Source organism: Rhizobium sp. P32RR-XVIII (genome assembly GCF_012641395.1).
GTDB lineage: Bacteria > Pseudomonadota > Alphaproteobacteria > Rhizobiales > Rhizobiaceae > Rhizobium.
In genome coordinates, this window is record NZ_JABAIH010000005.1 from 404724 (window position 1) to 416933 (window position 12210).

The window sequence follows — 12210 nt, forward strand, 5'->3', positions numbered from 1 at the left end:
TCTGACTGGAAACGCTACGCGGCCTTGGCGGGCGCGTAGCGGCGGTTCGATCCGATCTAATAGTCCGACAGTTGCCCCTCATTCAAGACGTCAGGCTTCCTTCAGTGTGCCTGCCTTTTTCGCCACCCAGGTTGCTATGACATCCATCAGCGTCGGGTTCAGGCAATCGTAGGGGGTGACGCCGAGTTCGTTCAAGCGGCCGCGCACGCCTGCCATCGCCGAAGGCGGGGTGCCCGATTCGATGATCGACGAAACGAAGGCCGCAAATGTCGGCTCGGGCCAACCGCTTTCCTGAAAACGTTCCGGGTGAATGAAGTCGAGACCCTTGAATGCGTGGTCCCGCTCCACCGGTCCGTACATGTGCACGCCACATTCCTTGCAGGCATGGCGGCGGATCATTGCGTCGGGATCGATGATCTTTAGCTTGTCGCCGTTTTCGAGAACGGTGACGTTCTCATGCGGCGTGACGGCGACGACGGAGAAGGCGGCGCCCTTCGGCTTCCAACATTTTGTGCAGCCGCAGGCGTGGTTATGGGCGATATTTCCCTTGATGGCGACTTTGACGGGACGGTCGGCGCAGGCACAGACGAGTGTCCCGCCGCCGAAATTCGCTTGTCCCGCCTTCACGCCGCCGTCGAGGGCGGGGTGTATCGATACTTGACCTGGCATATTCAACTCCTCCTCTTGGCGCAGCCCCCTAAATCGGGATCGATTTAGGGAAAGGATCATGTGCAGATTCAAAGTGCTGCAGTCCCGTTTTGTACGTCATCCATGACGCACGGTACTGCGCCTTCCCGCGGGCCGCCGGTCGAATCGAGCGACATTGAAGCCGCAGGCAAAGGGCATCTGACCTGCTTTTCGCACGGTGTCCGATGCCGCTTCTCTCGCATCGTTTTGCCGAAAGGCGTCTCCGCCCCTCGGCACTATACTTCATTCGAAGTCGCCTTGCCGCTATCCGATATTAGTAGAGCACCACGCTTCTGATGCTCTTGCCGGAATGCATGAGGTCGAAGCCCTTGTTGATGTCCTCGAGCGGCATCGTGTGCGTGATCATCGGGTCGATCTGGATCTTGCCTTCCATATACCAGTCGACGATTTTCGGCACGTCGGTGCGGCCGCGCGCGCCGCCGAAGGCAGTGCCCATCCAGGTGCGGCCGGTGACCAGCTGGAAGGGGCGGGTGGAGATTTCCTGGCCGGCGCCGGCAACGCCGATGATCACCGACTTGCCCCAGCCGCGATGCGAGGCTTCCAGCGCCTGGCGCATGACCTTGGTGTTGCCGGTGCAGTCGAACGTGTAGTCGGCACCGCCGATCTGGTCGGCGCCGCGTTTCGTCATGTTGACGAGGTACGGCACGATGTCTTCGCCGACGTCCTTCGGATTGACGAAATGCGTCATGCCGAAGCGTTCGCCCCATTCTTTCTTGTCGTTGTTGAGATCGACGCCGATGATCATGTCGGCGCCGGCAAGCCGCAGACCCTGGATGACGTTGAGGCCGATACCGCCAAGTCCGAAGACGATGGCTGTCGCGCCCATTTCGACCTTGGCCGTGTTGATGACGGCGCCGATGCCGGTTGTTACGCCGCAACCGATGTAGCAGATCTTGTCGAAGCGGGCGTCCGGATTGACTTTCGCGACGGCGATCTCCGGAAGAACCGTGTAATTGGCGAAGGTCGAGCAGCCCATGTAGTGGTGGATCTTGTCCTTGCCGATCGAAAAGCGTGACGTGCCGTCCGGCATCAGCCCCTGGCCCTGCGTTGAGCGGATCGCGGTGCAGAGGTTGGTCTTGCGGCTGAGGCATGACGGGCATTCGCGGCATTCGGGCGTGTAGAGCGGGATGACATGGTCGCCCTTCTTGACCGAGGTCACGCCCGGACCGACATCGACGACGACGCCCGCGCCCTCGTGGCCCAGGATGGCGGGGAAGAGACCTTCCGGATCGGCGCCCGAAAGCGTGAAATCATCGGTATGGCAAATGCCGGTCGCCTTGACCTCGATCAGTACTTCGCCGGCCTTGGGGCCGTCGAGCTGCACGGTCATGACTTCCAGCGGTTTTCCTGCCTGAACGGCAACGGCGGCGCGAACGTCCATCTTTTGGTCTCCCTATAGAGGATTTGTTTGCCGAACCTTGGCACGGCCAGAGAGGCACGCTCAAGCGAAAAGGGAATACGGCGCCGACATAATTGCGAAATCCGCTGGCCTGCGGCGCTTACTTTCCCCAAAGCGTCAAAAGAGCTTTTCGGCCGAGAATAGAACGGCATAACCATGAATGGCGATCGCGGCAAAGAGCCCGAAGGCAACCAGTATTCGCTCGCCGTCCTTCATCTGGTCGAGCTTGTGGCGGGGCTTTACGGAGCTGGCACCGATCATGCTCAGCAGAATGAATACGGCGAGACCGGCCATGAGCATTTTCGCGGAAATTCCGAGCTCCCAACCGATCCACAGAATGAAGATCGTGGTGGCAAAGCTGGCCCAGATCCGAGAACGCCGAGTGGTGAAGATCTGACGCAGGACCTGGCCGCCGTCGAATCTCTGCATCGGCAAAAGATTGAGCAGATTGAAACCGCCGAGGATGAGCAGGAAGATCAGCAGCGGGCTGCCCAGTTGCTCCGGCAGCAGCAGATCGCGGGCAGTGCCGTTGTATCCGGCGACCAGAATGGGCACGGCGAAGGCCGACATACCGGAGCCCATCAGCGCACAGACCGCTACTTCGAACTGGCTCTTGTAGGGCCTTCCGCCGATCGCAATGCCGCCGAGGAGCGGCACGAAGATCATGCGCACGGATTCGTGCCCGAAGGTTCGGTAGGCAGCGAGATGTCCAAGTTCATGCAGGGCGATGACAAGCGTGAGGAATGCCGAGATCATCAGGCCGGAGACCGTCAGTCCAAAGAACGGCCAGAGGAGCAGCGTCGAGATGAGGGCCAGACCGAATTGAACGGCGGGGTGCTCTACGTACCCCTGGGGAACCGATCTGCCGGTTTCCAGCCATCCTTCCAGCGCGCGCAGTTCGCGCCGCAGCACGAAGTAGCGGAAGAGAAGGGATGCGAGGCCGCGATAGCGATCGGTTTGAGTAATCTCGATTTCGGCGCCGTCCGGCAGGCGGCGGACGATCCTGCTTTCTCTGAAATCCCGCCAAAAGGCCGCATCCAGCGTGCTGTCGTCGGCAATGCGCGTGTGGAAGCCGCGTCCTCCGGCGGCCGCCAAGGGTTCCAAGGCCAGGAGCCGCCGCTGCGGTTTGCCGTTGCGGTCGAGATGGCTGTAAATCTGTTCGACCATATCCGCGCGATTATCGAGCGGCTTGCTGCTCACGACGGAATGGTGCCAGTTGGCGTTGGTACCTGAAGGATTGATGGCGCTCCACAGTTCCTCCGGCGCGCGGCGGAATCTCCGCTTGAGACAAATGGTGCGCACGCCGAGCGGCATGCGCATGAGCAGCCAGAGGAGCCCCAGATTGATGAAAAGCAGCAGGGCGGCAGATTGCAGCGCCGTCATTGGTGCCTCCGGACCCCAGCCACAGGACGAAAACGACGTATCGTAAGCTGCCAGACCTTAACAAAGGCGAAGTGCTTAGGCTCGGGGCGCAGCTGGGGCTGTCCCAATCTGGATCAGGCGAATTCCAGGATCACGGCATCGACAGCAAGGCTCTCGCCGGGCTTTGCATTGATCTTGCCAACCACCAGGTCGCGTTCGGCGCGCAGCACGTTCTCCATCTTCATGGCTTCGACGACGGCAAGGGTCTCTCCGGCCTTGACAGCCTGGCCTTCGGCGACCGCGATCGAAACCACAAGCCCGGGCATCGGGCAGAGCAGCAGCTTCGACGTATCCGGCGGAAGCTTGACGGGCATCAAGCGATCGAGTTCGGCATGACGCGGCGTGAAAACCCTGGCCAGGACGGAGAGGCCCTGCCAGTCGATACGCATGCCGCTGACGACAGGCCGGATCTGGGCCGTTACCGGGCGCCCGCCGACCGAGCCGCTCCAGACGGCATCGCCAGGTCTCCAATCGGTGACAACGGTAAGCTTTTCGCCAGCGGCTTGCATGTCCATCTCGAACGGGATGGTCACCAGTCCGTCGATAAGCGTGACAGGCACATAGTTTTGGCCGACCTTGACGACCCATTCCTCGCGGAGATTGTCGGCTGATGCGCGCAGGCGATCCGTGTGGTGCTCACGGCGGTTTGACTCGATCAACGTCGCGGATAGAGCGACGGCGGCAAGCAGCGCCTCTTCCCGCTGGTCGGGGACCATCGGCGCAAAGCCATCCGGATATTCCTCGGCAATGAAGCCCGTGGAAAACCGGCCTTCACGCCAGCGCGGATGCTTCATCAACGCCGAGAGAAATGGGAGGTTGTGGGCGATGCCGTCGACCACGAAACCGTCGAGCGCCTGGCCCATGGCCTCGATCGCTGCGGGACGGTCCGGCGCCCAAGTGCAAAGCTTGGCGATCATCGGATCGTAGTACATCGAGATTTCCGCGCCCTCGAACACACCGGTGTCGTTGCGGATGATGGCATCGCCGTGCTTGCCTTCGGCCGGAGGACGATAACGCGTCAGGCGTCCGATCGAGGGCAGGAAATTGCGATACGGGTCTTCCGCGTAAAGCCGGCTTTCAATCGCCCAGCCATTCAGCTTTATGTCGCCCTGGCCGAAGGGAAGCGTTTCACCCGCCGCGACCCGGATCATCTGCTCGACAAGGTCGATGCCGGTGACCAGTTCCGTTACCGGATGCTCGACCTGCAGCCGCGTGTTCATCTCGAGGAAATAGAAGTTACGGTCGCGATCGACGATGAACTCCACTGTCCCTGCGCTCTGATAGTCAACCGCCTTGGCAAGGGCGATCGACTGTTCGCCCATCGCCTTGCGGGTCTTTTCGTCGAGGAAAGGCGAGGGCGCCTCTTCGGCGACCTTCTGATTGCGGCGCTGGATCGAGCATTCGCGTTCGCCAAGATAGACGGCATTGCCATGCGCATCGGCGAGGACCTGAATTTCGATATGACGCGGATCGACGATATACTTTTCGATGAAGACGCGGTCGTCGCCGAAGGAGCTCTTTGCCTCCGAGCGGGCGCGATCGAAGCCGTCCCGTACTTCCGCCTGGTTCCAGGCGATGCGCATGCCCTTGCCGCCGCCGCCGGCCGAGGCCTTGATCATCACAGGATAGCCGATCTCGGCGGCGATCTTTTCGGCGTGCCCGGCATCCTCGATGACACCAAGATAACCCGGCACCGTTGAGACGTTGGCAGCATTTGCGAACTTCTTCGATTCGATCTTGTCGCCCATGGCCTTGATGGCCTTCGGCTTAGGACCGATGAAGACGATGCCCTGCTTTTCCAGAGCTTCGCAGAAGGACGCACGTTCGGAGAGGAAGCCGTAGCCGGGATGGACAGCTTCGGCACCGGTCTCCTTGCATGCGGCGATGATCTTGTCGGCAACGAGATAACTCTCGGTCGCTGCGGCTGGGCCGATATGCACGGCCTCATCGGCCATTTCGACGTGGAGCGCATCCCGATCGGCATCCGAGTAGACCGCGACGGTTGAGATACCCATGCGGCGCGCAGTCTTGATCACGCGGCAAGCGATCTCGCCACGATTCGCGATCAGGATTTTCTTGAACATGCAGACTCCACCCGAAAAATGCGTCGAGAAGTTCTACGCAGAAACTGGGGGACGCACAATCGGGCGGAACCCGGCTATCGGAACGATTGTCTTACCCGAGAAGTCACGCGACGGCTTGCTCGTCGTCCACGAGACGCAGCCATCGGCTGGTGCGCGGCGAGGTGTACTCGCGCAGCTCGAGCGCGCGCAGGATATCGGCCCAACGCGGATGATTGGCGGAAGGCCGCGTCTCCGCGCCGATCCGGCGCAGCACATCGTAGGTGAACTGCCCAACCGGGATGACGCCGGCCTCGCAAATGCTCCGCAGCACACGCATGATGAAATCGACGTCCTGGCGGGTTACGCCCCTGCGGTCGACCGCGCGCACGAGCTTGTAGGCGCCGATGTTATCAGTGACCGCAAGGCGCAGCTGATCGAGAGCAAAGGCACGCAGTTCATCCGGAACATGGGAGGATATTTCTATGATGTGCAGCACCAGCTCCAGCTCGAGTTCGGAGTTGACGATACCGTCGGTCGCGAACATGCGCGTGATCCATGCTACATTGATCTCGTCCAGCGATCCCTGCGGATAGCTGTAGTTGACGATGAAGCTGGCGAGGCTCTCCACAAAGAAGGAGGTCCATTCCGGGCATTTTTCGGGGCAAAAGTTATGCAGCGCCAGCATGACGCCGACGTCGTCGGGCGTCCTGACGCCCTCCGGGAAGCTGTGCTTGCGCAACAGGCCGATATCCTCGGCACTCAGCCGATGCTTTCCCGCGATCACGCATGCCGGGAAAGCGAGTCGGAATTCGCTCATCTTGTATCTCCAGGCCTCATCATGAAGCCAGAGGTGGTTCTAACGCGCCAAGATTGAAGAAGCCCTCAATAACAAGGGTTAACCGACTACGCAGGCGCTTCCGACGATTTTAACGATTTCGATTGAACGCGCTCGCGCCAGATGATGAAAAGCCCTGACGCCACGATGATAAAGATGCCGATCCATTTCGAAGGGTTCGGAAAATCATTGAATAACACGTAACCGAGAATCGTCGCCGAGATGATCTCGAAATATTGGAAAGGAGCAAGCAGCGACAGCGGCGCCAAGCGGAATGCCCTGACGACCAGCATGTGCGCATAGCCGGAAATGGTGCCGAGCGCGAGCAACAGCACGAGACCAAGGGCGGACGAGGGGAGCGACACTTCGAAGTCGGGTATGGCGAGCGCATTGCCGCCGAGGAGCGCGGCTCCCATGAAGAGCGTTCCGCCGATCCCGGCCATGGTCTGCATCGTCAGCGGGGAATCAGCCTCGCCAATTGCCCGGTTGAGGAAGAGATAGAGTGAAAAGAGGAAGGCGCAAAATACCGGGAGAAGCGCCTTCAGGCCGAAGATTTCATAGCTCGGCTGAATGACGATCATCGCGCCCCCGAAGCCGACGACGATTGCCGTCCATCGCCGCCAGCCGACCTTGTCGCCAAGGAAGAGCGCCGAAAGCGTGGTCAGCATGAAGGGTTCGACAAAATAGATCGCGAAGACATCTGCAAGCGGCATGTATTTGACTGCGACGAAGAAAAGCAGGCTGGCTGCCCCGTGCAGGGCGCCGCGCAGCAGATTCATCCACGGCCGCTTTGCCGAAAGGGCCTTCCAACGGAAGATCGCGAAAAGCACGGGGAGGGTGCAGACCAGCTGGAAGAAGAAGCGGTAGAACGTCACCTGTCCCGGCGACATTGATTCGAACGTCGCCATATATTTGGCGATCGCATCCATGGCAGGCAGGATGACCATGGCGCCGGCCATGATGGCCATGCCTTGAAGCGGATTTTGAGGAGATGGTGCTTGGGACATGCTGCGGCTTCCGGGAACGAAGCCATCAACCACAGGAATGCCTGCCGATCAATATGGCTTAGCGGTCGTGCACCGTTTCGCCGAATACCGATTCGAAGGCCTCCCGCAGACGGATGTCCACATCCGTCATCATCACTGGCAGGCCAAGATCGACGAGGCTCGTCACCCCATAGGCGGAGATTCCGCAGGGGACGATGCCGGTAAAATGGTCGAGGTCCGGCTCGACATTGAGTGACAGGCCGTGGAACGTCACCCATTTGCGCAACCGGATGCCGAGGGCGGCAATCTTGTCTTCGCTCATGCTGCCGTCCGGCAGAAGCGGCTTCTCCGGCCGCCTTACCCAGACGCCGACGCGATCCTCGCGCCGCTCACCGCGGACATTCATCGATTCGAGCGTGCGGATCACCACTTCTTCCAGTGCCGCCACAAAGGCCCGCACATCCTGACGGCGGCGCTTGAGGTCCAGCATCACGTAGGCCACGCGCTGGCCGGGGCCATGGTAGGTGTATTCGCCGCCGCGACCGGTCGCAAACACCGGGAATCGGTCCGGCTGCACAAGATCTTTCGCATCGGCGCTGGTGCCTGCCGTGTAGAGCGGCGGATGCTCGACAAGCCAGACGAGTTCGTCGCCGCCTTCGGCGATTGCCGCGACTTCACGCTCCATCGTCTCGACGGCTTCCGGATATGGCATGAGACCATCGGCGATGCGCCATCGCACCGGCTTGGAGCCTTCGATAGGAAACATGGAGAATTGGAGATCGGTGCGAAGCATGAATTTTCCCTCGCCGCATGATGATCGCAGGCGGCAGACCGCCTATATGGCCCCGTTTTCAGGGCAATTCAAATGCTGTGATTTCTTTTGCAAAAATCTGTCACATCGCCCTTGTGCACCCAAGATGCTTTTGCTACATGCTGCCCCGCCGACGCAAATCGGCACCTACCACGATGCGGTCGTGGCGGAATTGGTAGACGCGCAGCGTTGAGGTCGCTGTGGGGCAACCCGTGGAAGTTCGAGTCTTCTCGACCGCACCAAGAACCCGGCTTTGGCCGGGTTTTTTGTTTTTAAATCAATGATTTGCATTTTGATGTGTCCGATGCCAGAACCAAGCTTGGGAGACATTTACTCGCTCGCACTACTCCACGCCGGCGGGTGGCTTGGCCTTCTTGGCATTGTCGTCAAATATTGAAATTGCTGTCTAGAACGGAAACTTCCTGCCGTCAGGTGGGGGCGGCATTGCTGCCCGTTCCTGCTTTCAAGACACTTTCGGTTTCAGCAAAAGCTGAATGAGCAGGTCGGCCATTGAGCGCATACGTGCCTCGTCGCCGTATACCCGCTCAATCACAACGAGCCCGCGCGTGTGCGTGACGATCAAGCGCGCCGCATCCGATGGCGAGAGCGCCAGTTTTTCTGCGTCGTCGGGTCGCGACAGTCTTTCATCCAAGGCCTTTTCGATCTCGTCTAGGAGGTCTCTGATTGCTGAGCGGACGGCCTCATCCAGCGCCTCAATGCCGACCGCCGTTTTCGTGCTCAGGCAACCCCTTGTCGGCGCGCCTGTTCTCATCGACTTGATGACAAATTCGAAAAAGCTCTGAAGCGCCTCGCGCATCTTCGGCTTGTCCATCGCCTCGCGCATCTTTTGGACATAGGCGTCGCGGTAGACACCAAAGACACGCAGGAACAAGGTCTCCTTGTCTCCATAGGCATTGTAGAGCGAGCCGCGCTGCACACCGGTCGCCTCAGCCAGATCCTGCATAGATGTTTGCGAGAACCCCTTCTGCCAGAAGAGGGTCAATGCTTTGTCGAGCATCTCGCTTTCATCGAACTGGCGAACTCCCACCATTCTCTTGCTCCGTGGAATTGAAACCCGAGGGAATCATAAGCATCCTTGACACTGATGTCAAATTTGACTAGGTCGTCAAACTTGACACCTATGTCAAAGATGACTCGTGGCCGTCCCGATGGGGAAGGCGACAGTGTTCAACCTTCTATTTTTGGTGCGCGAATGTCTTCACAACCCGCTTCTTTCACATCGGCGAAGATCGATCAGTTGCTCGTCCGGCGTTATATCTTCGCAGGTTTATGCGCGAGCCTCGATAGTATCGGCCTCGCCCGCTTCGCTTTCACACCTCTTGTTCCGGAACTCATTCAAGCCCACTGGTTCTCGGCTTCCAGCGTGGCCTATCTGGCTGCCGCCAATCTGGCCGGCTATGTGTGCGGTGCGCTCATCGGCCGGCCGCTCGCCACGCGCTTCGCCAACGAACACATTTTGCGGCTTATGATGGTCTTGATTTCCGCCGCTTTCTTCGCGTGTGCCACCCCCCAGTCCTTTTCATGGTATTTCGCCTGGCGTTTCGTCTCAGGCATCGCCGGGGGCGTTGTCATGGTGCTGGTCGCGGCAACCATCCTGCCGCATGTCCCCGCAGCGCGGAAAGGCGCGGCAGGGGGTGCGATCTTCCTCGGACTCGGTTTGGGCATTGCCGGTTCGGGAACCATCATCCCTCTATTGCTGGAACTGGGCTTGGCGCAGACGTGGATCGGCCTCGGCATCATTTCCGTGATCCTGACGGCAGCAAGCTGGTTTGCTTGGCCATCGAGCTACCTCCACCCGCGTGTCGATAGCCGTGACGCCCCAACCAGTCACGCCATGCACTTCGGCAGGGATATCAAACTGCTCTATTTGCAATATGCTCTGATGGCCGCCGCCGCCGTGCCGCCGATGGTCTTTCTCGTCGATTTCGTCGCCCGCGGCCTAGGCGAGGGCACCTATCTCGGGGCGGTCTTCTGGGCGATCTATGGCTTGGGCGCCATTGCCGGTCCTCCGTTGTATGGATACCTGGCCGATCGTCTCGGCGCCAAACCAACGGTCAGGATCGTGTCCCTTGTCGCGGCGGTCGGTCTTGCTGCCTTCTACGTCACCGATAACCTGATCGTCCTCGGGAGTATCACCCTTGTCGTCGGTACATTCGCTCCAGGTATCGTCCCCTTATTCCTTGCGCGAGTACACGAGGTCGTAACCCACAATTCGACCCGCCAGAACGTTGCCTGGACTCGTGCCAGCATCATTTCCGCCGCCGCCCTGGCGGTGGCCGCGTATGCCTTTTCCGCTCTGTTCAATGCTACGGGCGGCAGCCACCGTCTGCTGTTCCTGACGGCGGCCGCGATGTTGATTGTCTCCATGCTCGCTGGTGTCGCCACATCAGGCAATTCTCGCGCGGCAAGCAAGCGCGCGTAATCAAAATCCTTCCATGCCCACATCACCAAAATCGAAAGGAATAACAATGACTTCTCCTGTTGTATTGATCACCGGTGCCCTGGCCGGTATCGGTCGCGCCACCGCATTTGCCTTCGCGCAAGCGGGAGCGCGACTGGTGATTTCAGGGAGACGTGAGCAGGAAGGCCTCGCCCTTGCGCAGGAAATGCGCAAAACGGGAGCGGAGGTAGAATTCGTCCGTGCCGATGTCCGTTACGAGGACGAGGTTCGTCACATGATCGACAGCGCCGTTTCCCATTTTGGTCGCTTGGACGCCGCGGTTAATAACGCGGGCGTCGATGGCATTCTTGGACCGATTGTTGACCAGACTGCCGAAACCTATGCCGCAACCTTCGACACCAACGTCCTCGGAACTCTGTTGTGCATGAAGCATGAATTGCGAGTGATGCTTGCCCAAGGGAGCGGAAGCATTGTCAATCTATCCTCTGCTGTCGGAAAAAAAGGTGCTGCGGGCGCGGCGGTTTACACTGCCAGTAAGCATGCCGTCGAAGGTCTGACGAAGGCGGCCGCGCTCGAGGTGGCCGGCTCCGGAGTGCGTGTCAACGCGGTGGCACCTGGTCCCACCGACACCGACATGCTCACCCGTTTTGCAGGGGGCGATGCTGGCAAGGACAGCATGGCACGAGCATTGGCTTCACAGCGCTTGGGACGGCCGGAGGAAGTGGCAGCGGCAATCGTATTCGCTGCCCTCGGCAATTCGACGTTCATGGTCGGTCACTCACTTTCGGTCGACGGTGGATACACCGCCTAGGCGTGACAGTCGGGCGGCGGTCTCTCTTGTACGACTGCCGTCCTGCTCGACGAAGCTAGCAGCCCGAGTTCCCAGTCCCGAGAGCTGAAAGCGCCGGAAACGTCCAGTGATCAATCCGGACATTCGGCACCGGTATTCACCCAGGCGGCGATCAGGGCGGCAAAGGTCTCCTGCGAGCCGGGAGGGGCGCTGCGTCCTGCGCCCGGATGCCAGGCCCAGCCGACCAGATGGTCTTCGCCCGTATGGCGTATGAGATCGGCATGGGAACGATTGCCGTTCCGGCTCGTATCTTTCACCTGTTGGCAGATCTCGCCCACCGTCAGCCCTTGCCACGCCATGCTGGCCGGCGCCAATGACCAGTGCGCGTTCCCCGGAATGGATTTCATGCGGCTGCCGACGATCGGACGGTTCTCGGCACCGTGGCAGGTGCTGCATGCAAGTCCCGCCGGACCTACCGAGCTTTGGCTGGCATTCATCAACGGCACATGCGGGTGCATGTCCTCACCCTGCGTCGGGCTGCGCGTTGCCGGATGGCAGTTGATGCAGCGCGGGTGCGTCAGGACGCGGCTTGCCTCCTCGAAGATGGCCTTCGAGCGCGCGCTGGTGTCCGCAATCGTATCAAAGTCAGAGACGGCCTTGAGAGCTCCGCCATCGGATGTTTCAGCATGACTCTGCATGGACCCCATGCCGGCAACGATCCCGCTCGCAGCAAGAACGGCGGCGAGCGGGATAGCGAAAATCCGCTTCGTCATG

Annotated in this window: 11 protein-coding genes and 1 tRNA gene; 3 read left to right on the forward strand and 9 right to left on the reverse strand. The window is 60.1% G+C overall.

The window, feature by feature from the left end:
- Nucleotides 1-90 precede the first annotated feature (90 nt).
- The 7 genes from gfa to lipB all read right to left on the reverse strand — a co-directional run bounded on the left by gfa (nucleotide 91) and on the right by lipB (nucleotide 8206).
- The gene (gene gfa / locus HGP14_RS17905) at nucleotides 91-669 is read right to left on the reverse strand and encodes an S-(hydroxymethyl)glutathione synthase (protein WP_168831201.1); all 579 of its coding nucleotides are present in this window, start codon (nucleotides 667-669) and stop codon (nucleotides 91-93) included.
- Nucleotides 670-961: 292 nt separating this feature from the next.
- Nucleotides 962-2089 carry an S-(hydroxymethyl)glutathione dehydrogenase/class III alcohol dehydrogenase gene (locus tag HGP14_RS17910; protein WP_168831202.1) on the reverse strand — a complete coding sequence of 376 codons (1128 nt, stop codon included), beginning with the start codon at nucleotides 2087-2089 and terminating at the stop codon, nucleotides 962-964.
- 135 nt (nucleotides 2090-2224) lie between these two features.
- Complete coding sequence (locus HGP14_RS17915) at nucleotides 2225-3490, reverse strand: hypothetical protein (protein WP_168831203.1); 1266 nt, start codon at nucleotides 3488-3490, stop codon at nucleotides 2225-2227.
- 113 nt (nucleotides 3491-3603) lie between these two features.
- Complete coding sequence (locus HGP14_RS17920) at nucleotides 3604-5613, reverse strand: acetyl/propionyl/methylcrotonyl-CoA carboxylase subunit alpha (RefSeq protein WP_168831204.1); 2010 nt, start codon at nucleotides 5611-5613, stop codon at nucleotides 3604-3606.
- A gap of 103 nt (nucleotides 5614-5716) precedes the next feature.
- On the reverse strand, nucleotides 5717-6409 hold the full coding sequence (locus tag HGP14_RS17925) for a hypothetical protein (protein ID WP_168831205.1): 693 nt from the start codon (nucleotides 6407-6409) through the stop codon (nucleotides 5717-5719).
- 86 nt (nucleotides 6410-6495) lie between these two features.
- Nucleotides 6496-7434, reverse strand: coding sequence for a DMT family transporter (locus HGP14_RS17930; protein ID WP_168831206.1), 939 nt, complete (start codon nucleotides 7432-7434; stop codon nucleotides 6496-6498).
- 58 nt (nucleotides 7435-7492) lie between these two features.
- The gene (lipB, locus tag HGP14_RS17935; protein ID WP_168831207.1) at nucleotides 7493-8206 is read right to left on the reverse strand and encodes a lipoyl(octanoyl) transferase LipB; all 714 of its coding nucleotides are present in this window, start codon (nucleotides 8204-8206) and stop codon (nucleotides 7493-7495) included.
- A 175-nt stretch (nucleotides 8207-8381) separates the two neighbouring features.
- Between lipB and HGP14_RS17940 the strand changes: the two genes are divergently transcribed.
- Nucleotides 8382-8466 (forward strand) — tRNA-Leu (locus HGP14_RS17940).
- A 221-nt stretch (nucleotides 8467-8687) separates the two neighbouring features.
- Here HGP14_RS17940 and HGP14_RS17945 read toward each other — a convergent pair.
- The gene (locus HGP14_RS17945; protein ID WP_168831208.1) at nucleotides 8688-9275 is read right to left on the reverse strand and encodes a TetR/AcrR family transcriptional regulator; all 588 of its coding nucleotides are present in this window, start codon (nucleotides 9273-9275) and stop codon (nucleotides 8688-8690) included.
- 162 nt (nucleotides 9276-9437) lie between these two features.
- Between HGP14_RS17945 and HGP14_RS17950 the strand changes: the two genes are divergently transcribed.
- Together HGP14_RS17950 and HGP14_RS17955 are read left to right on the forward strand one after the other, a co-directional pair.
- Nucleotides 9438-10667, forward strand: a complete 1230-nt coding sequence (locus HGP14_RS17950; RefSeq protein ID WP_168831209.1) for a YbfB/YjiJ family MFS transporter — start codon at nucleotides 9438-9440, stop codon at nucleotides 10665-10667.
- Between the two features lie 46 nt (nucleotides 10668-10713).
- The gene (locus tag HGP14_RS17955) at nucleotides 10714-11457 is read left to right on the forward strand and encodes an SDR family NAD(P)-dependent oxidoreductase (RefSeq protein WP_168831210.1); all 744 of its coding nucleotides are present in this window, start codon (nucleotides 10714-10716) and stop codon (nucleotides 11455-11457) included.
- Nucleotides 11458-11567: 110 nt separating this feature from the next.
- On the opposite strand, the gene HGP14_RS17960 is transcribed toward HGP14_RS17955, so the two are convergent.
- A complete protein-coding gene (locus HGP14_RS17960) occupies nucleotides 11568-12209 on the reverse strand; it encodes an Isoquinoline 1-oxidoreductase subunit (RefSeq protein WP_205927207.1) in 642 nt (213 codons plus the stop codon).
- Nucleotide 12210: the final 1 nt, after the last annotated feature.